We start from the raw sequence: 23,964 nt of genomic DNA on the forward strand, positions 1-23,964 counted from the left end.
GCCACCAGCCGAAACCGAGGTGGCGGTGCGGGACCTGACGGCCTACGACGCCGCGTTCGGAGTCGATCTCGACGGCGGAGCCGCCTGATGGCCACCACCAAAACCAGCACGCCCGGCCGCGATGTCACCGCCGAGCTGGCCTATCTGACCCGCGCCCTGAAAGCACCGACCCTGCGTGACTCGATCGCCCGGCTCGCTGAACGCGCCCGCGCCGAGAACTGGACCCACGAGGAATACCTGGCGGCCTGTCTGCAACGCGAAGTCTCCGCCCGCGAATCCCACGGCGGCGAAGGACGCATCCGCGCAGCCCGCTTCCCGGCCCGCAAGTCGTTGGAGGAGTTCGACTTCGATCACGCCCGCGGACTCAAACGCGACACCATCGCCCACCTCGGAACGCTGGACTTCGTCACCGCCCGAGACAACGTCGTGTTCCTCGGCCCACCCGGCACCGGCAAAACCCACCTGGCCATCGGACTAGCGATGCGAGCGTGTCAGGCCGGCCACCGCGTCCTGTTCGCCACCGCCGCCGAATGGGTCGCCCGGTTAGCCGAAGCACACCACGCCGGACGCATCCACGCCGAACTCACCCGACTCGGGCGCTACCCACTCATCGTCATCGATGAAGTCGGCTACATCCCCTTCGAACCCGAAGCCGCCAACCTGTTCTTCCAACTGGTCTCAGCCCGCTACGAACGCGCCAGCCTCATCGTCACCTCCAACAAAGCCTTCGGCCGCTGGGGCGAAGTATTCGGCGACGACGTCGTCGCCGCCGCCATGATCGACCGCCTCGTCCACCACGCCGAAGTCATCACCCTCAAAGGAGACAGCTACCGACTCAAAGACCGAGACCTCGGCCGCACACCTACCGCGGCCACCACCACTGAGGAATAATCACCAACCACCCCGGCAGGGGGTCAATTTTCACCTGCCGCCAGGGGGTCAAAATTCAGCCGCCGCCGACATGCGGGAGTTGGCGCACCGCGGTGAACTGCCGGGCGTATCGAAATCGAGCTGGTGACGGCGATGGCGAAGAAGAAGACGGTGAGGCGGTCTTCGATACCAGAGGTCAAGCGCGTCAAGCGTAACCCGCTCAAAGCTGCCGGAGTGGAACGCATCGACTACAAGGACATTCACGTGCTCCGGACATTCATTTCGGAGCGAGGAAAAATCCGTTCGCGCCGGGTGACCGGTTTGACCCCACAACAGCAGCGGCAGGTCGCTATTGCAATCAAGAATGCACGCGAAATGGCGCTCCTGCCGTTCGGCACCTCCCGTTGACGGGTGCGCGCGGCATAGGCACCCGGCTTCGACAGCGTCCGCGGCTCGAAGCGGACGGCGCGAGAAGAGTCGGCCAAGAAGTTCTGCCGCTCGTGCGTGGTGCATGCCGAGTGTCTGCGCTACGCGTTGGCATCGTCTGAACCATGGGGAATTTGGGGTGCAACGACGCCGGCTGAGCGGAGAAGGATTGCGAACTGAGGTGGCGACCCTCAAAGAGGCGCTCTGCATGGTCGCGAACACGTGTGGCAGGATCATTTTCGACTGGCGACGGTGACCCGAGGAAGCCGGTGTGAATCCGGTGCGGTCCCGCCACTGTGATCGGTCCGCCCAGGTCCGAGAGCCAGATACTCGACACGGTCGCCTCCTCACGACAACTGGGGCGGATCTCCCCGGCGAGGACGGACTCGGTGTGCCGAGAGGTCTTCCTGCGCTGTGCCCGCCCCCGACAGGAAGGCGAGCCGTTCGATGAGGATCACCGACGAACTCGGCGATGTGGCGAAGCTCGGCGGGTTCTTCGCGATCGGGGTCGGCGAGCCGCCTGGCCGGTGGCAGCCGATCGAACGGTTCTACACAGACGGGTTCGCGGATCTGATCACCCGCACCGCCGAGGGCAGGGGCGCCGGGGCTCTGCGGGTGTCCGCGTCGCTGGTGCAGTTCAGCATCGCCTCGCGGCTGTGGTCACCGGCCCTGGCGTGCGCGGTGATGCACGGTGTGGCACCGGATTTCGTCGGTCTGCAGCGTGCGGGCGATTCCGCGGATCTCGCGATCGTCGAACCGACAGGTGTGCGCGGAAGCGAAAGCGAACTCGTCGAGGTGCTCTACGAGGCGGTGGTGCAGCGCCACCTCGAGCCGCTGGGGGCGGGTTTGGGGGTCAAGCTGGCGCCGGGGCTGCTGTACGGAAACGTGGCGTCGGCGATGGTCGCAGCGACCCGCGCGCTGTACTCGGCCCGGCCACGGCTACGGGACCCCGCGACCCGGCTGGCCCGTGCGCTGTTGGACACCGGCAAGCTCACCGGGACCGGAACGGTCAAATACAACTTGGCGTTTCGTCGCCGCAGCTGTTGCCTGTACTACCGCATCGCCGACGGGGCGAAGTGCGGTGACTGCGGGCTGACCCGACCGGCTAGGTGAACGGCCGGATCTCGACGCCGTCGGCGGTCAGCCGGTCTCGCACCGCGGTGGCGATCTGCACCGCACCGGGCGAATCACCGTGTACGCAAACGGATTCGACCCTGACCACGATCGTGGACCCGTCGACCGCGTCGACCCGGCCGCGGTTGACCATCGAGCTCACCCGCTCGGCGATCTCAGCTGTGTCGTGCAGCAGGGCGTTGCGCTGCCCGCGCGACACGAGCTGACCGTCCGGCCGGTACGCGCGGTCGGCGAACGCCTCGGGTACCGTCTGCAGGCCCAGTTCGGCGGCCTCGCGGAAGAACGCCGAAACCGAGAGTCCGAGCACCGGCAGCCCCGGGTCGACGGCGTGCACCGCCTCGGCGACCGCGCGCGCCTGATCGCGGTGGTTGACAATCGTGTTATACAGCGCGCCATGGGGTTTGACGTACGTGACCGATGTTCCGGCAACCTGCGCGATGGCCTGCAGCGCGCCGATCTGGTAGATGACGTCGGCGGTCAGCTCGTCGGGTGAGATGTCCAGAAAGCGGCGCCCGAACCCGGCGAGGTCGCGGTAGCTCACCTGCGCGCCGATGCGCACACCGCGTTCGGCGGCCGCCCGGCAGGTGCGCAGCAGCAGGGCCGGGTCGCCGGCATGAAACCCGCACGCCATGTTGGCGCTGGTGATGATGTCGAGCATGGCCTCGTCGTCGCCGAGTCGCCACACCCCGAAGCCCTCGCCGAGGTCGGCGTTGAGGTCGACGACGGTCATCAGCGCATCCCCGCCGGCGCCGGCCACCGGTTCTCGCAGACGAACTCGCTCAGCGGCCGCCCCGAGGTCCATTCGTCGATCTCGAGTTGCGGGCGGTCCGGGAACTCGGGCACCGGGCCCAGGCACAGCACCGCGACGGGCTCTGCGCCGTCGGGCATTTCGAGCAGTTCGGCCAGTCCGCGGGGTTCGAAGATCGACACCCAGCCCATGCCGTACCCCTCGGCGCGGGCGGCCAGCCACATGTTCTGGATCGCGCACGACACCGACGCCAGGTCCATCTGGGGCAGGGTGCGGCGGCCGAACACGTGCCGCTGCCGGTCGTCGCCGAGGGCCACCACGAACAGTTCGGCGCAGTCGAGGATGCCTTCGACCTTCAGCGCGAGGAACTCCTGACCGCGTGCGCCCAGCGCCTCGGCGGTGCGGTGCCGCTCGTCGTCGACGAGCCGGTGAATGGCCCGGCGCAACCGAATGTCGGTGATCCGGATGAACCGCCACGGCTGCATCAACCCGACGCTGGGCGCGGCGTGCGCGGCCGCCAGCACCCGCGACAACGCGTCCTCGGGCATGGCGGCGCCCGCGGTGAAACGGCGCATGTCGCGTCGCTCGGCGATGGCGCGGTAGACGGCCCGGCGCTCGGCCGCGCTGAACGCATGCTCGCTCACGCCGCTCAGCTTAAGCGGCGGCCCGGGGACACCCGGATGCGCCGATTAATGGAAACGGTTATCGTTATCGCCATGTTTTACGACCCCAGACTGGTCCGCGTCCTGGCCGCCTGCGCCGTGCTGGCCGTCCCGCTCGCCGGGTGCTCGGACGACGGTGACCGCGCCGCGCCGCAGGGTGCGTGCCCGGTCGCGCCGGTCGATGTCGTGGTCAGCGTCGACCAGTGGGGTGACCTGGTCGAGCGGCTCGGCGGTGACTGTGCGCAGGTCACCACGGTGATCGCGAGCAGCTCGGTCGACCCGCACGACTACGAGCCGACGCCCGCGGACGCGGCGACGTTCGAGGGCGCCCAACTGGTGGTGCTCAATGGCGGTCACTACGACGAGTGGGCGGCCAAGCTGGCGGCCGGCGCTGCGCCGGACGCGCCGGTCGTCGAGGCCCTGGCAGCCGACCACGACCATGACCACGAACATGACCACGACCACGATCACGGTGCCGGCGCCAACCCGCACGCCTGGTACGACCCCGCCGCGGTGACCGCGGTCGCCGACGCCGTGCGCGACCGGCTGAGCGCGCTGGCGCCCGAAGCCGCGGGCTACTTCGCCGAACGTCGCCGGGGGCTGGCCACCGCGCTCACGCCGTACGATGAGCGCATCGAATCCATTCGCGCGGGCGCGTCCCGAAAGACCTACGCGGCCACCGAGACCGTCTTCGACGACATGGCCGCGGCGCTCGGTCTGACCAACCGCACCCCGGCCGGGTACCAGGTCGCCTCGGCCAACGAGTCCGAACCCTCACCCGCGGATCTCGACGCGTTCCTCCGGCTCCTCGAAGACCGCGGCGTCGACGTGTTGATCTACAACGTGCAGACCGAAGGCTCTGTGCCGCAACAGATCCGGGCTGCCGCCGAGCAGGCCGGGGTACCGGTGGTCGAGGTCACCGAAACCGTCCCGCCCGACACCGACTCGTTCGTCACGTGGCAGGTGGACCAGTTGACCGCACTCGCCGAGGCGCTCGGTGTCCGAACCTGACACCGCGGCGCTGAGCTTCGACGACGTCAGCGCGGCGCGCGGCGGCCGGCTCATCTGGTCGGAAGCCACGTTCGACGTGCCCGCGGGCGGCATCGTCGCGGTCATCGGCTCCAACGGCGCGGGCAAGACCACGCTGCTGCAGATCATGCTCGGGCTCATCGCCCCGGCGTCCGGACACGTGAAGGTGTTCGGGCAGCCGCCGGGCGCGCTGAACAAGGCGATCGGCTACGTGCCGCAGAACTACGCGTCGATTTCCGGTGAGGCGATCCGCGCCCGCGACGCCGTGATGCTCGGGCTGACCGGACACCGGTGGGGCTTCGGCCGCCCCAGCCGAGACGACAACCGCCGCGTCGACGAGGCGCTGGCCGCCGTCGACGCGACCGACGTGGCGTGCAAACGGCTTTCGCAACTGTCGGGCGGTCAGCGCCAGCGGGTCGCGCTGGCCGAGGCGCTGGTCTCCAAGCCGCGGATGCTGGTGCTCGACGAACCGCTCGCGGCGCTCGATCTGCGCAGCCAGCGCGAGATCGTCGCGGTGCTGGAGCGGATCAACATCGAGTACGGCGTGACCATCTTCGTCGTCGCCCATGACCTCAACCCGCTGCTGGGCGTGTTGACCAGCGCCATCTACCTTCTCGACGGCCACGCACACTTCGACACCCTCGACGGGGTGGTCGACGAGGAACTGCTCAGCCACCTCTACGGCACCCGCGTGGAGGTCGTGCACACCCCGCAGGGCGAGCTGTACATGCGGAGGACGTGATGACCACCTCCGTCGTCGCGCTGGGCTACCAGGAGAACTGGCTCGACATCCTCACCTCGGCGTTCATGCGCAACGCGCTGATCGGAGGCACGATCGTCGCGCTGGCCGCCGGGCTGATCGGCTACTTCGTCGTCGTGCGCAACACCGCGTTCGCCGCGCACGCGCTGGCCCACATCGGGCTGCCGGGCGCCACCGGCGCTGTGCTGGTCGGCGTGCCCGTGGGGGTGGGGCTCGGCGTGTTCTGCATCGGCGGGGCGCTGGTGATCGGCGCGCTCGGGCGCCGGGCCGCCGACCGTGAGGTCGCGACCGGCACCGTGCTGGCCATGGCGACCGGGCTGGGCCTGTTCTTCAACTCGCTGGCTACCCGCGGCTCGAGCACGATGACCAACGTGCTGTTCGGCAACCTGCTGGCGATCTCCAACCAGCAGATCGCGATGTTCGCGGCGCTGCTGGTGGTATTGGCGCTGTCGATCGGCTTCATCTACCGGCCGCTGCTGTTCAGCTCGGTCAACGCCCAGGTGGCCGACGCCAAAGGGGTTCCGGTGCGGGCGCTGTCGGTGGCGTTCATGGCGCTGCTAGGCCTCGCGGTGACGATGGCGGTTCAGGCCGTCGGCACTCTGCTGCTGTTCGCGCTGGTGGTCACTCCCGCGGCCGCCGCGATCATGCTCACCCCGCGGCCGGCCACGGCGATCGCGCTGTCGACGGGCTTCAGCCTCGCGTCGGTGTGGGCGGGGCTGGGCCTGTCGGCGATGTTCAACGCGCCGCCGAGCTTCGTGATCGTCACCGTCGCCTGCAGCATCTGGGCGGTGGTGTGGGCGGCCGAACGCGGACTGCGGCAAACCGCCGATCAGGTGCTCATCACCTGAGGGCAGCCCCGCGTCCACTACGCTGCGGGAGCATGCCGAGGAGTCCCACGCCCAGACGGCGTGCCACCCTGGCCTCGCTGGCCGCTGAGCTGAAGGTCTCGCGGACCACGATCTCCAACGCCTACAACCGGCCAGACCAGCTGTCGGCCGATCTGCGTGAACGGGTGCTGGCCACCGCCAAGCGACTCGGTTACCCGGGCCCGGACCCGGTCGCGCGCTCGCTGCGGACCCGCAAGGCCGGGGCGGTCGGGCTGATGATCACCGAACCGCTGAACTACTCGTTCAGTGATCCGGCCGCGCTCGATTTCGTTGCCGGGCTTGCGGAGTCGTGCGAGGAGGCCGGCCAGGGCCTGCTGCTGGTGGCCGTCGGACCGAGCCGCGACGTCGGCGACGGCACCGCCGCGGTGCTGGCTGCCGGGGTCGACGGGTTCGTGGTTTACTCGGCCTCCGACGACGACCCGTATCTGGCGGTGGTCCGGCAGCGGCACCTGCCGGTGGTGGTCGTCGACCAGCCGATGGACGTGCCGGGGGCGTCGAGGGTGTGCATCGATGACCGCGCAGCGATGCGGGAGCTCGCCGAATATGTTGTGGGACTGGGCCATCGAGAGATCGGCCTGCTGACGATGCGGCTGGGCCGCGACCGCCCGGCCGGTGAGGTCGGCGCCGCTGTCGCCGATCCGCAGCGGCTGCAGACGCCGCATTTTCACGTGCAGCGCGAACGCATCGCCGGGGTGGTCGACGCGATCACCGCGGCCGGGCTCGCCCGCGACTCGTTGACCGTGGTGGAGAGCTACGAGCACCTACCCACCTCGGGCGGTGCGGCGGCCGAGGTGGCGTTGTCGGCGAACCCGCGGCTGACGGCGCTGATGTGCACGGCCGACGTGCTGGCGCTGTCGGCGATGGACTATCTGCGCGGCCGCGGCATCTACGTGCCGGGGCACATGACGGTCACCGGCTTCGACGGGGTGCCCGAGGCGCTGCGGCGCGGACTGACCACGGTCGCGCAGCCGAGCGTCGAAAAGGGCCGCCGGGCCGGTCGGCTGCTGCACCAGCCGCCGCGCTCGGGCCTGCCGGTGGTCGACGTGCTGGACACCGAGCTGGTCCGTGGCCGCACGTCCGGCCCGCCGGCCTGATCAGAGCCGGGTGATCGGCGGGGCCTCGCGCCAGAGGTCCAGCATCGGCGCGACACCGTCGATCAGCATCGGCAGCTCGGGAGCCATCGCCAACGCCGCGACTATGCCGAGCCGGCCCGCGGCCTCGGTGACTGCCAGCACCCGGGGATCGGTGGGGCGCAACCCCAATCCGACTGCCGCGGCGTCATAGGCGGCGACGGCGTCGGGACCCGTCATCGCCAGGTCGGATTCGACGGCGCCGATCGTCACCAGCTCGAAGTCGGACCACAGCTCGCCGATCATGTTGTGGTACGGCGCGTCGCCGTGAATGGGCTGGACGCCGACGCCGGGAAAAGTCGCCGCGAACACGTCGCGGGAGGTGAGCACCGGCGCGATGACAGCCCATTCTTGTTGCGCGCGTTCGAGATCGGCCGGTGGGAGCACGTCGGGCAGTTCCCGCAGCCGGGTGAGACCCTCGGGGATGTAGGTGCCGAACGGCGCCCAGAAGCCGAGCTCACCGGGGTAATCGCGCAGCGCGGCGTGCAACCGCGCGGTGGCGGCCATGCGGGCGGCCATGTCGGGCTCGGCGGACCGCTGATGCTCGACGTACTGCCAGAACGTCATCGAGAACCCTTCGCGGCGAACAGGTTCGCGCGGCGTCAGCGGACTCGGTGCGACGACGGGGTACCCGCGCTCGGCCAGCCATCCGGTGACGTCGAGTTCGGCGCGCTGCTGCGCGGTCTGCGCCTGCGGGTTTCGCCGGTACGACGGCGGCACGACGGTCGGCACCCGCGCCACGACCGGCGCCGGCCGCAGGTGCACGATGACCGAGAACACGTCGTAGAGCACGCGGGGTTCGTCGACCTGCAGGCCGAGGTCGGTGGCGGCGGCCACGGCGGCGCGGACCGCCCGGTCGGTGCGTGCGGCGAGCTGTTCGGTGCTCAGCATCGCTGGCGACGGGCCTGCAGCAGGTACTGCAGCGCGGCGGCGACGTCCTCGGGGGTGTCGACCCGGTAGCCGGCCAGCGTGTCGCCCGGCCCGACCTTCACACCGACATCGCCGTCGCGCATCCGGCGGAACGCCTTCTCGTCGGTCACGTCGTCACCGAGAAACACGACGGCGGTGGCGTTTTCCTGGTCGCGCAGGATGTCGACGGCCTCACCCTTGTCGGTCTGGATCACGGCGAACTCGAGCACGGCCTTGCCCGCGGTGGCCTGCGCGCCCCACGCGCTCGACGCCTCCTGAGCGGCGGTCAGCGCGGCGTCGCCGTCGGCCGGTGAGGCGTTGCGCACGTGCAGGGCGACGCTGGCGGGTTTGGTCTCCACGGTGACGCCGGGCTTACCGGCCGCGATGGCCTCCAGCTCGGCGGTGATCCGTTGCAGCCGAGCGGTGTCGACGTCGTGTGAGAAGCCGGAGGTGAACTCCGCGCCGTGGCTGCCGACCAGGTGCACGGCCGGCGGCATCCCGGACAGTGCCCGCAGCACCTCCAGCGCGCGCCCGGAGATCAGCGCGCTCGCGGTGTCCGGCAGATCGGCCAGCGCGACCAGGGCGTCGGCGGCGGCGGGCAGCGGTCGCGCGTCGGCCGGGTTGTTCACGATCGGCGCCAGCGTGCCGTCGAAGTCGGAGGTGACCAGCAGTCGCGGCGTCGCAGCGGCCGCGTCCAGCGCCCGCGCCAGGTCGTCCGGTAAGCCCACCGGCTAGATCTTAGGGTGCTCGCCGTCGCCGATGAGCAGACGCACGGCCAGGTCCAGTCGCTTGCTGACGTCGGTGGCCGACGCCCGCCTGGTCAGCCAGGCCAGCAGGTTCGACAGCCAGACATCGGAGATGACGCGGGCGATGTGGTACTGGTCCTCGGTCGGTTCGCCGTCGCTCATCGCGCGGGCGAACATCGAGTCCATCAGCTTGCCGACGTGGTCGACCTCGCCGGCGGCCGAGGCGTCGGCGAACACGAACGCACGGGTCATGGCCTCGGTCAGCAGCGGGTTGCGCTGCATTGCGCGGTTGAGCTTGCCGACCATGATGTTGAGGCGCTGATACGGCGTGCCGCCGGACAGCGACGCGCGGTCGGTCTTGGCGTCGATGCGTTCGAATTCGCGTCCCAGCGCGGAGACCAGCAGGTGCACCTTCGACGGGAAGTAGCGGTAGAGGGTGCCGACCGCGACGTCGGCGCGTTCGGCCACCGCGCGCATCTGGACGGCCTCGTAACCACCCTTGGAGGCGATCGCCAGCGTGGCGTCCAGGATCCGCTTGCGGCGCTCGCGCTGGGCCTCGGAGCCGAGTTCGGACTCCGACAGCACCGCCACGTTCATCACCTGGCGCGGCCGGGATTCCGACTGTGGGTTGGGCGAGGCCGACGGGGACGGGCCAGACATGCGGCAGACAGCTCCTTCATCACGCGTTCTCGCTGAAAACGATACGCATGCCGATCCTTTTTGTGCTCACCTCGGCAGCGGCGACGGCACCGATGTGTCCTGCTGTGACGGCGGTCGACTTGACGGTCGATCGCTGGCACTATTAGAACACGTTCTAGTGGGGAGTACTGCCTTCTCACCCAACGCTAGGAGTGGACGGTGTCGGTCGCATCCCCGGGGACCATTGCTGACGAACAGTTAGCCGTACGCGAGCTGATTCGTGACTGGGCCGCAGCGTCCAACGCCATCGCCGCAGCCCGCGACGTCGAGCAGGGGCAACCCGACGCGTGGCGCGGCCCCTACCGCGGGTTAGCTGAGCTCGGGATCTTCGGCGTTGCGCTGCCCGAGGAACACGGCGGGGCCGACGGCACCGTCGAGGATCTGTGCGCGATGGTCGACGAGGCGGCCGCCGCGCTGGTGCCGGGGCCGGTGGCGACCACCGCGCTGGCCACCCTCGTCATCACCGACCCGGATGTGCTCGCGGCGCTGGCCGCCGGGGACCGGGTCGCCGGTGTGGCGTTGGCCGCGGACCTGCAACTGGCCGACGGGGCGGTCTCGGGCACGGCCGATTACGTGCTGGGCGCCGACGGGGCCGGTGTGCTGGTGCTGCCTGCCGGCGACGGTTTCGTCATGGTCGACGCCACCGCCGCGGGGGTGACGGTCGAACCGCTCGAGCCGACCGACTTCTCCCGGCCGCTGGCGCGCGTCGTGCTGGACTCGGCCCCGGCGCGGCCGATCGACGGTTCGGCGCAGCGGATCGTCGACGTCGCGGCGGCGATGATGGCCGCGGAGGCCGCCGGGCTCGCGCGCTGGGCGCTGCAGACCGCCACCGAGTACGCGAAGGTGCGCGAACAGTTCGGCAAACCGATCGGGAGTTTCCAGGCGATCAAGCACATGTGCGCGGAGATGCTGTTGCGCTCCGAGCAGGCCGCGGTGGCCGCCGGTGACGCGGCGCGCGCGGTGTCCGAGGGCGACGACGCGCAGTTGTCGGTCGCGGCCGCGGTGGCCGCGGCGGTCGGCATCGACGCGGCCAAGAACAACGCCAAAGACTGCATCCAGGTGCTGGGCGGAATCGGGATCACCTGGGAGCACGACGCGCACCTGTACCTGCGCCGGGCCTACGGGTTGGCGCACTTCCTGCGCGGCGAGAAGCACTGGCTGCGCCGGGTGGCGGCGCTGACCCAGCAGGGTGTGCGGCGCGAGCTGAGCATCGACTTGGCCTCGGTGGCCGAGCTGCGGCCCGAAATCGCCTCGGCGGTAGAACAAGTCGCGAAGCTGCCGGTCGAGCAGCGGCAGGCGGCGTTGGCGGACGCCGGGCTGCAGGCGCCGCACTGGCCGAAGCCGCACGGTCGGGGCGCCGGGCCCGCCGAGCAGCTGCTGATCGACCAGGAACTGGCTGCGGCCGGGGTGACGCGCCCGGATCTGGTGATCGGCTGGTGGGCCGCGCCGACGATCCTCGAGCACGGCACCCCCGAACAGATCGAGCGGTTCGTGCCCGCAACGCTGCGCGGTGAGCTGCTGTGGTGTCAGTTGTTCTCCGAGCCGGGAGCCGGTTCGGACCTGGCGGCGCTGCGGACGAAAGCCGTGCGCGCCGAGGGCGGTTGGAAGCTGACCGGCCAGAAGGTGTGGACGTCGGCGGCGCATAAGGCGCAGTGGGGGGTGTGCCTGGCGCGCACGGACCCGGAGGCGCCGAAGCACAAGGGCATCACGTACTTCCTGGTCGACATGTCCTCGCCGGGGATCGACATCCGCCCGCTGCGGGAGATCACCGGCGACAACCTGTTCAACGAGGTCTTCTTCGACGACGTGTTCGTGCCCGACGAGATGGTGGTGGGTCAGGTCAACGACGGCTGGCGGTTGGCCCGCACGACGCTGGCCAACGAGCGGGTCGCGATGGCCGCGGGCACCGCGCTGGGCAATCCGATGGAGGAGTTGCTCAAGCAGGTCGCCACGCTGGACTTCGACGTGGCCGGTCAGGACGAGCTGGGTGCGCTGATCGTGGCCGCGCAGGTCGGCTCGCTGCTGGACCGCAAGATCGCCGAACTGGCTGTGGGAGGACAGGATCCAGGTCCGCAGGCCAGCGTCCGCAAACTCATCGGGGTGCGGTACCGGCAGGCGCTGGCCGAGCTGCGGATGGAACTGTCCGAGGGCGGCGGCGTGGTCGAGAACCAGACGGTGTTCGACTTCCTCAACACCCGCTGCCTGACCATCGCCGGCGGCACCGAGCAGATCCTGCTCACCCTCGCGGGCGAGAGGCTGCTCGGGCTGCCGCGCTAAGCCTCCCCTTCGGGGGTCCCGCCGGATCCGCCCGAGCCGCTGCCGCCGCTGTCGGAGCCGCTGGAGCCCTCATCATCGTCGGTGCCCGACGAGCCGTTGCCGCCGGTCCCGGTACTTCCCGAGCCGCCAGTGCCGCCTGAGCCGCCACCGGCGGCGAGATCGACGATGGTCTGGCCGGTCGACCCCGTGACGGCGTCCGAGGTCAGGACGACTGCCGACGTCCCGTCGAAGCCGCCGACGGAGGCGGTCTCGGCGAAGGTGATGGTGTCGCCGATCCGGGCGCCGCTGTCGAGGTCGACGAATGCGACGTCGTTGAGCATGTTCGACCCGAGCGAGCTCACGAGCGAGGAGATCCCGAGGAAGCGTCCGTCCCCGCTGACGGCGATGCGCGGGGGTTGCCCGGGTTGGGCCGCCAACAGGATCGGGGCACCGACCTGGTTGCCGGCGACGCCGTCGAAGACGGTGATCTGCGACACTGTGCCGTCGTTGTAGGCGACGACGATCCGGTTTCCATTGCCGACCATGAGGACCTGCGACTGGTAGGGAATCGAAGTCGCCGGCAGGACCATCGCGCCAGTGGCGGCGTAGAGCAGCGCATAGTGCTGCGCCGGCGCGGCCCCCGTGGAGTTGGTGATGAACAGCAGTCGGGTGCCGTCGTCGCTGAGCTTCGGGGGATCGTTGCTGAAGCCGCTCAGCGTGACGCCGGTGCCCAGCGTCGCGCCGTCGGTTACGTCGACCAGGACCAGATGCGAGGTTCGCGCGACGTCGTCATAGGTGGCGACGACGGCCCGGGAGCCGTCCTGGTTCATCGTGGTGCTGCGCCAGCGGCCCGGCGCCACCGCCTGTGAGCCGACGAAATCCCCGCTGTAGGTGTCGATGACCGAGACCCGGGTGGTGTTACCGGCCGTGTCCGCGGAGACGACCACGATCGCGCTGCGGTCATCTGTGACGGTGGCGATGCCCTGCATGTCCTGCGGGATCACGAGGCTGTTGCCTGCCACCTGCGTGCCGGTGGCGGTCTCGACGGTGACCACGTGCAGCGTGCCGGTGCCCGACGCGCTGTCGAGCGAACTGGTGACGACGGTCGCACGGGTCTCGTCCGGACTCAGTGCGACTGCGCCTGCGCGCCAACCACTTACCACGATGTCGGCGCCCAGCTGATTGCCGGTGGCCCCGTCGATGACCTTCAACGTCGTGTCGGTGAACGCCGACCCGGTAAAGATTATCCTCGATCCGTCGGCGGTCAGCGCCACCGTCATGTCGCCCGGAACGGCAATGTTGGTGCCGATCTGCTGGCCGCTGGCCGTATCGACGATCGCGACCTCGGTGATGTCCGGGTGCGGGCTACCCGGGCGCGCCGAGATGATCGCACGATTGCCGTTGGCCGAGAAGGTGATCGGCTGCGGATTGCCGCCCAGTGTGACGGTGTCACCGATCTGGCCGCCGTTGATTGTGTCGACGAGCACCGTGGTTGTGGTGCCGTAGCCCACCCCTTCGTCCTCGTCATATGAGTAGGAATAGCCGCTCACTGCCATCCGGGTGCGGTCCGCGTTGAAGTACAACGCGCGTTCCATCGAGCCCTGCACGGCGACGGTCTCGCCCAGTTGCTCACCGGTTTCGGTGTTCACCACGACGATGCGGAGGGTCCGATCGGCACCCGAGTACGAAGTGACGATATAACGGGTTCCGGCGCCGGTGAACCGCTGTGGGTTCGGATCGTAGAAGGGCTGCGGGTCGACCGCAGCACCGGCCACATCTATTGTGGTGCCGAGCTGTTGACCGGTCTCGGTGTCGATGACGGCGACGCTGGTGGTGAGGTTGCCCTGACCCTTGGTCGTGATGACCGCGCGGGTGCCGTCGGCGTTGAGCTGTGCTGGCCGTTGCGCGAACGCATCTGCGTACCCGGCGACCGCGACGGTGTCGCCGATCTGCTGACCGGTGGCCGTGTCGATGACGGTCACCCAGACCGTGTCGGCGTTGTTCGTGGTCGTGATGACCGCGCGAGTGCCGTCCGGGGTGATCTCGATCCCGGGTTTGATCGCGCCGGGGGACGGCGAACCGAAGGTCAGCGTGCCCGGTGTCGTGACCATGCCGCCGATCTGCTGACCGGTCCTGGTGTCGGTCACCGCGATGTTGGTGAAGTCGGTTCCGCCGGAGCGGATCACGCCGGCGAGCACCGAGACATGCCCGGTTTCGGACACCACCGGGTTACCCCGCGGGATTCCGGGGATCTCGGTCTCACCGGCCACACGCGTCGGCGCGATCTCGACGGTCACCTGGGTTTGGACGACTCCGCCGAAGCCGTCGGTGACCGTGACCGTGAAGGTGTCGGTGTCGGCTTGGCCGGTGGTCGCGGCCGCGGACCGGGCGGCTGCGGTCGGGTTGTAGACGAAGACGCCGTCGCCGAGCGCGGTGACGGTGCCTTTGCCGCTGAGCCCGCCCACGGTGTAGCTCAGGGCGTCGCCGTCGGTGTCGGCAGCGTGCAGGTCGATGTGGACGGTGCCGTTGACCGGTTTGGCGACGATCGGCGCGACAGTGGGCGCCGCGTTGACCCGGGAGACCGTGAATACGACGGTGCCCGAACTCTGCGTCACACCGTCGAAGATCACGTAGGTGATGGTGTCCGTGCCGACGAAGTCCGCGAACGGGGTATAGGTCAGGGTGCCGTCGCCGTTGTCGGTGACGACACCGGACGCGCCGTCGGTGTAGGAGACGAGCTGCAGGGGACCACCGTCGGGGTCGACGTCGTTGTCCAGCGGATTGAAGGTGACCGAACCGTTCATGTCGACGCCGAGCGCGTCGTCGGCGGCCACCGGCGCATCGTCGACGGGGACCACGGTGATGTACACGATGCGCATCTCGCCGTCTGCGAGGCCGTCGGTGGGTTGGTAGGCGAACCCGTCGAGTCCGTGGAAATTGGCGTTCGGTGTGTAGGTCAAAGTGCCGTCGTCGTTGACGACCAGGGTTCCGTTGGGCGGTTGGTTGTATCCGATGTAGGTCAGGACGTCGCCGTCGGGATCGCTGTCGTTGGCCAACGGGCTCACGATGATCGACCCGTCTTCGCCGACGGTGTAGTAGTCGTCGGCAGTGACCGGCGCCGCGTTGAACGGATCGATGGCGACGGTCACCGTGACCGGCACGATCTGCCCGCGGCCGTCGTCGACGGCGACGACGAACGTGTCGGCAGGTGAGCCGGTGCCGAACGCGGCGTCGTGGCGGGCCTGCGCGCTCGGCGTGTAGGTGAACGTGCCGTCGCCGTTGTACACCAGCGTGCCGTGCGTCGGAAGGGTCGCGACGGCGTAGGACACGACGTCGCCGTCGGGATCGGTGGCCTCGAACTCGATGACCGTTGCGCCGTCGGTGATGTCGGCTGCGCTGACGGTGTAGACCACGTCCGGCGCCGCGTTGCCGGTGAGCACGATCACGGTCACCGTGTTGTCCCCGCTGTTGGTCACAGTCGCCTGGGTGCCGTCGGCGTTGACCGCGACATCGGTGGGTGCGTCGCCCACGGCGACGAACGTGACCACACCCGTTGTGGTGTCGATGACCGCGACGTTGTCCGACCCGTAGTTGGCGACGTAGAGCCGTCCGTCACCGGTGATGTCGATACCACGCGGGTCGTCGCCGACATCGATGTAGGACACGGAGTTTCCGTTGCTCAGGTCGACGATCGCCACCCGGTCCTCACCGCTGACGGTGACGTAGACGCGGTCATCCGTCGGGCTCACCACCACCCCGGTCGGGGTGTCGCCGACCACGACGGTGGTTTGATCGCCCGTCTCGCGGTCGATGATGGTCAGCCCGCTCTCGTCGGGGTTGGCCAGGTAGACGTAGCGGCCGTCGGAGCTCGTGGCGATTCCGGTCGGGTCGACCTCGATCGATGTCGTGGCGCCGGTCGCCACGTCGATGATGGTCAGGGTGTCGTCGGTGTTGGTCGTGAACACCAGCGAGCCGTCCGGGCTCACCGCGATGCCGGCGGGCTCCGCGCCGATCTCGATCGGCTCGCCGGCCGTCAGCGACGCGGTGTCGATGGCGACAACCGCACCGTCGCCCGCGGTCGCGACGTAGAGCACCGATCCGCCCGGGTTCAGCGCCAGCGCGACCGGGCGGTCACCGACCGGGATCGTCGTGATGGTCGAGTAGTCCGCGGTGTTCAGCACGGTGATCGAATCACCCTCGGCGTTGGCGACATACGCGCGCGAGCCGTCCGGGCTGATCACCACCGCCCGGGGGCCCTCGCCGACCTCAGGGGTGGCGATGACGCTGTTCACCGGCAACTCGGCGACCACGATGCCCGACACCGTCACGGTGACCGGTGCATTGACCCCGTCGCTGACCCGCACGGTGAACGTGTCGGTCTCGTCGACCGCCGTGCTCAGCGCCGCCTGCAGTCGCGCGGCGTCGGTCGGGGTGTAGGTGTACGTCCCGGTGTCGGCGTCGATCTGGACGGTGCCGAGGGTCGGGCCGGACACCATCTGATAGGTCAGCGCGGTGCCGTCGGGGTCGGTGACGCCCAGAGAACCGGTGACGACGCCGTCGCTGTTCGGGCTGCCGACGGTCGGATCGGTTACGAGCGGGGCCCGGTTTGCCGGTGCCACAGTGACTTCCACCGAGATGCTGGTCGTCGCCCCGCGACTGTCGGTGGCGGTGACGACGAACGTGTCGGAATCCGCGCCCGCGGTTGCCTGAGCGTCGGCGCGGGCCTCGTCGGTCGGGGTGTAGGTGAATCTGCCGTCGGCTGCGACGACGACATTGCCTTTCGGAGTCTCACCGCTGCCGCTGTAGGTCACCGGGTCACGGTCGGAATCGCTCGCGGTCACCGACCCGTTCACCACGCCGGTCAGCGGGTTCGGTTGCGGTGCAACGACCATACCGGCGACAGGGGCCCGGTTCGGACTGATGGTCACGGTGACGGGTACGGCCAGGGTGCCGCCGTGGCCGTCGGTGACGGTGACGGTGAAGGTGTCCCTGGCCGCGGCGCCGCCTGCTGCGGCGTTCTCCCGGGCCGGTTGCGTCGGCGTATAGGTGAAGTTGCCGTTGCTGTGGACGACGAGCGTGCCCTTGGTGGTGTCGGTCGGGCCGCTGTAGGTCAGCGTGTCACGGTCGGCGTCGGTGGCCCGCACCGTGCCGGTGACCACGCCGGTGACCGAATCTGGTTTGTCCACAGTCACTTTGGGGGCCTGCGGTGCCTTGTTCGCCGGTGTGACCGTCACCGTGACCGGCACCGCGAGGGTTCCGCCGTGGCCGTCGGTGACCGTGACCGTGAAACTGTCGGTCACTGGCGCGGTGGTGGCCGACGCGGCGTGGCGGGCGGCGGCCGTCGGGGTGTAGGTGAAGGTGCCGTTGCTTGCAACGGTCACCCTGCCCTTGGCGGTTGTCGTGGTGCCCTTGTAGGCCAGTCGGTCGCCGTCGGGGTCGGCCGCCGAGACCACACCTCTGACGATGCCGGTGCCCGGGTTCGTCTGTGTCACGGCGAAACCGCCGTTGATCGGTGCGTCGTTGGCCGGGGTGATCGGGATGTTGCGGACCGTCACCACCCGCACGCCGCCGCGGGCGTCGCGAAGCGTCACCGAGAACGACGCGAAATCGTCACGCGCGGTTGCGCTGGCGGCGTGGGCGGCCGACTCGCTCGGGGTGAACGTGAACTCGCCGGTGTCGCTGACGGTGACCCGGCCGTTGGCCGGCTGCCTGACGGTGTAGGTGATCGCGTCGCCTTCGGCGTCTGTGGCGTTCAGCCGGCCGGTCACCACGCCCGAGGAGGTGTCGACCTGGGTGATCGTCGGTGCGGCGGTCGGCGGCCTGTTCGTCAGCGCGGTCACGACCCCGCGCAGGAAGTTCTCGAGCGCCGACAACGGGTTCGGCGCGGCGGCGCGCGCTGTCGGTCCGACACCGAGGCTGGTGAGCGTCTGGGTCGCAGAGGTGGCGGGCGTCGGTTCGAGCTCGCGGCGCGCGAACGCGAGGACCGCCCACACCAGCGCGGGCGCTGCCGGGGTGCCCGGCGACGGGACAAGCAGCGGGGAGAGCAGCGACGCGAACTGCGACACCACCGTGGTGGCGGGCTCCGGCGCCGGCACTTCGCGGGCGGCGCTGAACGTCTGGATGCTCGAGGTGTCCGCGGGCTGGATGACCGGCCGGTCGACGGATTCGGGCGTGGCCGACGGACTCGCGACGGGCTCCTGCTCGACAGGCGCGGGAGCGGGTTCCGGCGTCGCCGGGGGAGCCGCGGGCTCAGGCGGCTCGACGGACGACGCCGGCGCCGGGTCGTCGTTGCGCGGCCGCGGGTCCGGCGGGTCGGCCGGTGCGGGTTCAGGCGCTTCGGTCGGCTCGACTTCCTCGGTCGGCTCGACCTCTTCGACAGGGGAGCCGTTGATGGTGGTGTTCGCGCCGCCCGATCCGCTCACCGTCACAGTCGGTGCGGTGTCGTCACCGATCGTGTCGGTGGTCTGCGAATCAGCAGGCTCAGGCACCTCTGCCGACGCGGGCGGCTGCGGTTCGTCAGCGGGGGCGTTCGCCTCGGCCGGTGCCGACGTATCGGCGGAGCCGGTCCCGGTGTCCGGGGTGGCCCAGGCCGGACCGGACGCCGCGCCGATCGCGGTACCCACCCCGAGGGCCACCGCCAGCGCGCCGACGCGTCCGACGTAGCGGGCGTAGGTACCGGTGCCGTGCTTTGCCCGCTGATTCATCTGGACCTCTCGTGAGAACGCGTGGGGGTGACTCGTCACCGCCGGATCGGCGTTACGAGGGTCGATCGAAAAAAGACCTCAGCGTATTTGCTGAACTGAATTCAACGTACGGTTTGCGGGGTCGATAGGAATCGGGTGAATCCCTACGATTTGACTGCCCGACCCCTGTATTCGGGGGGCGGAGTCAGCTGAACGCGGCCTGGGCGCAGGCGTCGGGTGAGGTGATGTTGACGCCGGCGTACACCACCTGGATGTGGGTGCACACGATCAGCGGGACGTCGGTGCGCGGGGCGCCGGTGCGGGAGTCGACCGGCCAGCTGTTCCCGCGGAACTGGAACTTCTCCGGTGGGCCGCCCCCGAAGTAGATCGTCGCGAACTCGACGTCGGTCAGCGATTTGAATGCCCTGGTGTTGGGCGCGTCGAACTGGAAGTTCAGGTACACGCTGCGGTCCATGGTGCGCAGCGTGGTGGTCTGCCGGGCCCACAGGTCGCCGGGGAAGCCGAGGACGTCCGGTCCGCGACGCAGGTTGGCGCTGGTGTTGAACAGGCAGTTCGCCTCGGCGGCAATGCAGTTCGCGGTGACGTGCATCTCCAGAGTGGTGCCGGGGTCGACGGGGATGGAGGAGTCGGCGGTGTCGACGGCGGCCGTCGCCGACGGCAGGGACACCGCGAGCGCCAGCCACACCGCCGAAACCGCAGCGGCGATGCGGGTCAACCGCTTAGCCATGTGTTGCCTTCCTGAGCCGTCGTGCGGCGAATGTTAGCCCGCGCGTTATTCGTCGTAGGTGACTTCGACCGAATCCGACCGGGGGGTGGCCTGGCAGCCGAGGATCAGCCCCTCGTCGAGGTCGGACTGTTCGAGCACGTCGTTGACCTCCATGTCGACGTCGCCGCTCTTCTTCAGGACCGCGCAGGCGCCGCAGTGCCCTTCGCGACAGGAGAACGGCGCGTCGAGGCCCTTGTCCAGCAGGACGTCGAGCAGCTTGGCGCTGCGGGGCCACCGGATCTCGTGCGTTTCACCGTCGAGTGTGACGATCGCGGTGGCCGGGCCCTGGTCGCTGTCGTCCTCCTCGATCACCACCGCGGCGAACGGGTCGGAATCCAGCGACTTGAACACCTCGATGTGCAGCCGCTCGGCGGGCAGGCCCGCGCCTTTGAGGGCCTCCTCGGCGGCCGCCATGAACGGGCCGGGGCCACAGATGTAGGCGTCGTGACCGGTGTACGGCGCCGCCAGCCCGGCCAGGGCCGCAGCGCTGGGCAACCCCTGAACCGACACCAGCCAGTGCACGACGGTGAGCCGGTCGGGGTATTTGTTCGCCAACTCCCGTAGCGCCGGGCCGAAGATCACCGAGTTCTCGTCCTGATTCGCGTAGATCAACACCACTTTGCCGCTGCCCTCGGCCAGCGCGGATTTGCAGATCGAGATCATCGGCGTGATCCCCGAGCCGGCGGCCAGCAGCAGGAAGTCGGTGTCGAGCGTCTTGGGCACGAACGTGCCCGACGGCGCGAGCACGTGGACCTTCATCCCGGCGTGCGCGTTGTCACACAGCCAGTTCGACGCGTATCCGTCGGCGGTCCGCTTGACCGTCACGGTGAGCCGGTCGTCGGTGAACGGGGAGCTGCACAGCGAGTAGCAGCGCGCCACCGAACCGGTGCGGTCGCTGGGCACGCGCAGCGTCAGGAACTGGCCGGGCGCGTAGCGCAGCCGCTCGGCCGGTATCTCTGTGCCCGCGGGCACCGCGAACACCAGCGAACGCGCGTCGTCGGTCTCGGTGATGACGTCGGCGATCTCCAACTCGAGGACGTGGCTGCCGAGCGGCTCGTCGGTCACTGTGGTCTTCACCCTTCGTGTCAGCTGGAGGCCGAGAATTAGAACAGGTTACAGAAATGCATGTGTGCAGGTCTAGCCGCTGCAGGAATGCGCTGCTCGACATGAATCGTAACGTGTTCTAATCTCAGAACAAGCGATCTGTGCTTCGCGCAAGCGCTCATCGCCAGGTCCTTATCCTCGGGAGGCACACCAGTGACGTCCATTGAACAGCGTGACGCGCAGTCGGTCCTAGCCGGCATCGATGACCTGCTGCCGCTGATCGCCAAGCGCGCCCAGGCGACGGAGGATCTGCGGCGCCTGCCCGACGAAACCGTCAACGAACTCAACGAGGTCGGTTTCTTCAAGCTGCTGCAGCCCGAACAGTGGGGTGGTCTGCAGTGCGACCCGACGCTGTTCTACGAAGCGGTGCGCCGCCTCGCCAGCGCGTGCGGTTCGACCGGTTGGGTCAGTTCGATCATCGGCGTGCACAACTGGCACCTCGCCTTGTTCGACCAGAAGGCCCAGGACGAGGTCTGGGGTGAGGACCCGTCCGTGCGGATCTCGTCGAGCTACGCGCCGATGGGTGCGGGCACCGTGGTCGACGGCGGCTACATCGTCAACGGCTCGTGGAACTGGTCCTCGGGATGCGACCACGCGACATGGACCTTCGTCGGCGGACCGGTGATCAAGGACGGCAAGCCGGTCGACTTCGGCAGCTTCCTGATCCCGCGCACCGAGTACGACATCGACGACGTCTGGCACGTGGTCGGTCTCAAGGGCACCGGAAGCAACACGCTCAAGGTCAAGGACGTTTTCGTGCCGCGGCACCGCTTCCTGTCCTATAAGGCGATGAACGACCGCACCGCGGGCGGCCTGCAGACCAACACCGCACCGGTGTACAAGATGCCCTGGGGCACAGTGCATCCCACCACCATCTCGGCGCCGATCGTGGGCATGGCCTACGGCGCGTACGACGCGCACGTCGAGCACCAGGGCAAGCGGGTGCGCGCCGCGTTCGCCGGCGAGAAGGCCAAGGACGACCCGTTCGCCAAGATCCGCATCGCCGAGGCGGCCAGCGACATCGACGCGGCGTGGCGCCAGTTGATCGGCAACGTCGGCGACGAGTACGCACTGCTGCAGGCGGGCCAGGAGATCCCGTTCGAGCTGCGCGCCCGCGCCCGTCGCGACCAGGTGCGTGCGACCGGCCGCGCGATCGCCTCGATCGACCGGCTGTTCGAGGCGTCGGGCGCCACCGCGCTGAACAACGACGCTCCGGTGCAACGCTTCTGGCGCGACGCCCACGCCGGACGTGTGCACGCCGCCAACGATCCCGAGCGCGCCTACCTGATCTTCGGCAATAACGAGTTCGGGCTCCCCCCGCAGGACACGATGGTTTAGCCCCCCGATGACCTCCTACATTCAGGAAACCGAGCAACAGGTCGAGATCACCTTCGAGTCGACCTCGCGGTACGCGCAGGTCCGCGAGGACATGCGGCTGCACTACCACGAGGCCGGCGTCGGCCACTCCGAGACCATCGTGCTGCTGCACGGCGGCGGTCCCGGCGCGTCGAGCTGGTCGAACTTCTCGAAGAACATCGGGGTGCTGGCCAAGCACTTCCACGTCATCGCCGTCGACCAGCCCGGCTACGGGCACTCCGACAAGCACACCGAACACGAGCAGTACAACCGCTACAGCGCCACCGCGCTGCTCAACCTGTTCGACCACCTCGGCATCGAACGCGCTGCGCTGGTGGGTAATTCGCTGGGCGGCGGGACCGCTGTGCGCTTCGCGCTGGACAACCCGAAGCGGGCCGGCCGGCTCGTGCTGATGGGTCCGGGCGGGCTTTCGGTGAACCTGTTCGCGCCGGACCCGACCGAGGGCGTCAAGCTCCTCGGCAAGTTCGCCGCCGAGCCGACCCGCGAGAACATCGAGAAGTTCCTGCGCATCATGGTTTTCGATCAGAACCTGATCACCGAGGAGCTGATCGACGAGCGGTTCGAGATCGCCAGCCAGCCCGAGTCGCTGGCCGCGACGCGGGCGATGGGTAAGTCGTTCGCCGGTGCCGACTTCGAGCTCGGCATGATGTGGCGCGAGGTCTACAAGCTGCGCCAGCCGGTGCTGCTCATCTGGGGTCGTGAGGACCGGGTCAACCCGTTGGACGGTGCGCTGGTGGCGCTCAAGCAGATTCCCCGCGTGCAGCTGCACGTGTTCGGGCAGTGCGGGCACTGGGCGCAGCTGGAGAAGTTCGACGAGTTCAACAAGCTCACCATCGATTTCCTGGGAGGCTCGCGATGAGCATCAGATCGCTCGGGTATCTGCGGATCGAGGCCACCGACGTCGCGGCCTGGCGCGAGTACGGGCTCAAGGTGCTCGGCATGGTCGAGGGCTCGGGGCAGACCGACGGCGCGCTCTACCTGCGGATGGACGAGTTCCCCGCGCGGCTGGTCATCGTTCCCGGTGACCATGACCGGCTGCTCCAATCCGGTTGGGAGACAGCCAACGCCGCCGAGCTGCAGGACATCCGCAACCGGCTCGACGTCGAGGGCGTGCCGTACAAGGAGGCGACGGCCGCCGAACTCGCCGAACGCCGCGTCGACGAGATGATCCGCTTCGACGACCCGTCGGGCAACACCCTGGAGGTGTTCCACGGGGTCGCGCTCGAACACCGCCGAGTCGTCAGCCCCTACGGCCACAAGTTCGTCACCGAGGAGCAGGGCCTGGGGCACGTGGTGCTGACCACCCGCGACGACGCCGAGACTCTGCACTTCTACCGCGACGTGCTCGGGTTCTACCTGCGCGACTCGATGCGGCTGCCGCCCCAGTTGGTGGGCAGGCCCGCCGACGGCGCCCCCGCGTGGCTGCGCTTCCTCGGCGTGAACCCCCGCCACCACAGCCTGGCGTTCATGCCCGGCGAGACGCCCAGCGGCATCGTGCATCTGATGGTCGAGGTCGGCGAGGCTGACGACGTCGGGCTGTGCCTGGACCGCGCGCTGCGCCGCAAGGTGCCGATGTCGGCGACGCTGGGCAGGCATGTCAACGACAAGATGCTGTCGTTCTACATGAAGACGCCCGGCGGCTTCGACGTCGAATTCGGTTGTGAGGGACTGCAGGTCGAGGACGACGACTGGGTCGCGCGGGAGAGCACGGCGGTCAGCCTGTGGGGCCACGACTTCAGCGTGGGCTTCAAGTAACG

At 69.2% G+C, this 23,964-nt stretch carries 19 protein-coding genes, 1 pseudogene and 1 riboswitch; of the genes and pseudogenes, 12 read left to right on the forward strand and 8 right to left on the reverse strand.

Annotated features, from left to right (window positions below; genetic code table 11):
• Window positions 1–87: 87 nt before the first annotated feature.
• The 4 genes and pseudogenes from istB to BHQ18_RS25940 all read left to right on the forward strand — a co-directional run bounded on the left by istB (window position 88) and on the right by BHQ18_RS25940 (window position 2,409).
• On the forward strand, window positions 88–891 hold the full coding sequence (gene istB / locus BHQ18_RS25930) for an IS21-like element helper ATPase IstB (RefSeq protein WP_069416531.1): 804 nt from the start codon (window positions 88–90) through the stop codon (window positions 889–891).
• A 132-nt stretch (window positions 892–1,023) separates the two neighbouring features.
• Window positions 1,024–1,278 carry a 30S ribosomal protein S18 gene (rpsR, locus tag BHQ18_RS25935; protein ID WP_069416576.1) on the forward strand — a complete coding sequence of 85 codons (255 nt, stop codon included), beginning with the start codon at window positions 1,024–1,026 and terminating at the stop codon, window positions 1,276–1,278.
• A 66-nt stretch (window positions 1,279–1,344) separates the two neighbouring features.
• Window positions 1,345–1,476 (forward strand): annotated as a pseudogene (locus tag BHQ18_RS30340) (WhiB family transcriptional regulator); the annotation flags it as partial.
• A 56-nt stretch (window positions 1,477–1,532) separates the two neighbouring features.
• A riboswitch (cobalamin riboswitch) is annotated at window positions 1,533–1,648 on the forward strand.
• Window positions 1,649–1,743: 95 nt separating this feature from the next.
• On the forward strand, window positions 1,744–2,409 hold the full coding sequence (locus BHQ18_RS25940; RefSeq protein WP_069416532.1) for a (2Fe-2S)-binding protein: 666 nt from the start codon (window positions 1,744–1,746) through the stop codon (window positions 2,407–2,409).
• Here the strand turns inward: BHQ18_RS25940 and BHQ18_RS25945 are convergent.
• Both BHQ18_RS25945 and bluB read right to left on the reverse strand, forming a co-directional pair.
• Entirely contained in the window at window positions 2,402–3,160 is a 759-nt protein-coding gene (locus BHQ18_RS25945; RefSeq protein WP_069416577.1) for a LamB/YcsF family protein, read from the reverse strand. The two genes, BHQ18_RS25940 and BHQ18_RS25945, sit on opposite strands and share 8 nt — an antisense overlap.
• Window positions 3,160–3,822, reverse strand: a complete 663-nt coding sequence (bluB, locus tag BHQ18_RS25950) for a 5,6-dimethylbenzimidazole synthase (RefSeq protein ID WP_205866192.1) — start codon at window positions 3,820–3,822, stop codon at window positions 3,160–3,162. The genes BHQ18_RS25945 and bluB overlap by 1 nt, the downstream gene beginning before the upstream one ends.
• Window positions 3,823–3,894: 72 nt before the next feature.
• Here bluB and BHQ18_RS25955 point away from each other — a divergent pair, with 72 nt between their 5' ends.
• From BHQ18_RS25955 to BHQ18_RS25970, 4 genes are read left to right on the forward strand one after another with little or no spacing between them, the layout of a single operon-like run.
• The gene (locus BHQ18_RS25955) at window positions 3,895–4,851 is read left to right on the forward strand and encodes a metal ABC transporter solute-binding protein, Zn/Mn family (protein WP_234794318.1); all 957 of its coding nucleotides are present in this window, start codon (window positions 3,895–3,897) and stop codon (window positions 4,849–4,851) included.
• Entirely contained in the window at window positions 4,838–5,611 is a 774-nt protein-coding gene (locus tag BHQ18_RS25960) for a metal ABC transporter ATP-binding protein (protein ID WP_069416535.1), read from the forward strand. The genes BHQ18_RS25955 and BHQ18_RS25960 overlap by 14 nt, the downstream gene beginning before the upstream one ends.
• Window positions 5,611–6,477: a metal ABC transporter permease gene (locus tag BHQ18_RS25965; protein WP_069416536.1), complete on the forward strand. Its 867-nt coding sequence runs from the start codon at window positions 5,611–5,613 to the stop codon at window positions 6,475–6,477. The genes BHQ18_RS25960 and BHQ18_RS25965 overlap by 1 nt, the downstream gene beginning before the upstream one ends.
• Before the next feature lie 32 nt (window positions 6,478–6,509).
• Complete coding sequence (locus BHQ18_RS25970; protein WP_069416537.1) at window positions 6,510–7,610, forward strand: Rv3575c family transcriptional regulator; 1,101 nt, start codon at window positions 6,510–6,512, stop codon at window positions 7,608–7,610.
• Here BHQ18_RS25970 and BHQ18_RS25975 read toward each other — a convergent pair whose 3' ends face one another.
• Genes BHQ18_RS25975 through kstR form a run of 3 tightly spaced genes read right to left on the reverse strand, consistent with a single transcriptional unit; the run spans window position 7,611 to window position 9,961 of the window.
• Window positions 7,611–8,537, reverse strand: coding sequence for an aminoglycoside phosphotransferase family protein (locus BHQ18_RS25975; protein ID WP_069416538.1), 927 nt, complete (start codon window positions 8,535–8,537; stop codon window positions 7,611–7,613).
• Window positions 8,531–9,283: a trehalose-phosphatase gene (gene otsB / locus BHQ18_RS25980; protein ID WP_069416539.1), complete on the reverse strand. Its 753-nt coding sequence runs from the start codon at window positions 9,281–9,283 to the stop codon at window positions 8,531–8,533. Before otsB ends, BHQ18_RS25975 begins: the two co-directional genes overlap by 7 nt.
• 3 nt (window positions 9,284–9,286) lie before the next feature.
• Window positions 9,287–9,961, reverse strand: coding sequence for a cholesterol catabolism transcriptional regulator KstR (gene kstR, locus BHQ18_RS25985; protein WP_069416540.1), 675 nt, complete (start codon window positions 9,959–9,961; stop codon window positions 9,287–9,289).
• A gap of 198 nt (window positions 9,962–10,159) precedes the next feature.
• On the opposite strand from kstR, the gene BHQ18_RS25990 reads away from it, so the two are divergent.
• Window positions 10,160–12,277: an acyl-CoA dehydrogenase family protein gene (locus BHQ18_RS25990; RefSeq protein ID WP_069416541.1), complete on the forward strand. Its 2,118-nt coding sequence runs from the start codon at window positions 10,160–10,162 to the stop codon at window positions 12,275–12,277.
• On the opposite strand, the gene BHQ18_RS25995 is transcribed toward BHQ18_RS25990, so the two are convergent.
• The 3 genes from BHQ18_RS25995 to BHQ18_RS26005 all read right to left on the reverse strand — a co-directional run bounded on the left by BHQ18_RS25995 (window position 12,274) and on the right by BHQ18_RS26005 (window position 20,791).
• Window positions 12,274–18,960: a cadherin-like domain-containing protein gene (locus BHQ18_RS25995; protein ID WP_069416542.1), complete on the reverse strand. Its 6,687-nt coding sequence runs from the start codon at window positions 18,958–18,960 to the stop codon at window positions 12,274–12,276. The two genes, BHQ18_RS25990 and BHQ18_RS25995, sit on opposite strands and share 4 nt — an antisense overlap.
• A 184-nt stretch (window positions 18,961–19,144) precedes the next feature.
• On the reverse strand, window positions 19,145–19,687 hold the full coding sequence (locus BHQ18_RS26000) for a hypothetical protein (RefSeq protein WP_069416543.1): 543 nt from the start codon (window positions 19,685–19,687) through the stop codon (window positions 19,145–19,147).
• Window positions 19,688–19,732: 45 nt separating this feature from the next.
• Window positions 19,733–20,791 (reverse strand): ferredoxin--NADP reductase, encoded by a 1,059-nt coding sequence (locus tag BHQ18_RS26005; RefSeq protein WP_069416544.1) that lies wholly within the window; start codon window positions 20,789–20,791, stop codon window positions 19,733–19,735.
• A 192-nt stretch (window positions 20,792–20,983) separates the two neighbouring features.
• Here BHQ18_RS26005 and hsaA point away from each other — a divergent pair, with 192 nt between their 5' ends.
• The 3 genes from hsaA to hsaC are packed head-to-tail and all read left to right on the forward strand — an operon-like array spanning window position 20,984 to window position 23,962.
• Complete coding sequence (gene hsaA / locus BHQ18_RS26010) at window positions 20,984–22,168, forward strand: 3-hydroxy-9,10-secoandrosta-1,3,5(10)-triene-9,17-dione monooxygenase oxygenase subunit (RefSeq protein ID WP_069416545.1); 1,185 nt, start codon at window positions 20,984–20,986, stop codon at window positions 22,166–22,168.
• 7 nt (window positions 22,169–22,175) lie between these two features.
• Window positions 22,176–23,066, forward strand: coding sequence for a 4,5:9,10-diseco-3-hydroxy-5,9,17-trioxoandrosta-1(10),2-diene-4-oate hydrolase (gene hsaD, locus BHQ18_RS26015; protein WP_069416546.1), 891 nt, complete (start codon window positions 22,176–22,178; stop codon window positions 23,064–23,066).
• Complete coding sequence (gene hsaC, locus BHQ18_RS26020; protein ID WP_069416547.1) at window positions 23,063–23,962, forward strand: iron-dependent extradiol dioxygenase HsaC; 900 nt, start codon at window positions 23,063–23,065, stop codon at window positions 23,960–23,962. Before hsaD ends, hsaC begins: the two co-directional genes overlap by 4 nt.
• Window positions 23,963–23,964: the final 2 nt, after the last annotated feature.

Source organism: Mycolicibacterium flavescens (assembly GCF_001722335.1).
Taxonomy (GTDB): Bacteria; Actinomycetota; Actinomycetes; order Mycobacteriales; family Mycobacteriaceae; genus Mycobacterium; species Mycobacterium flavescens.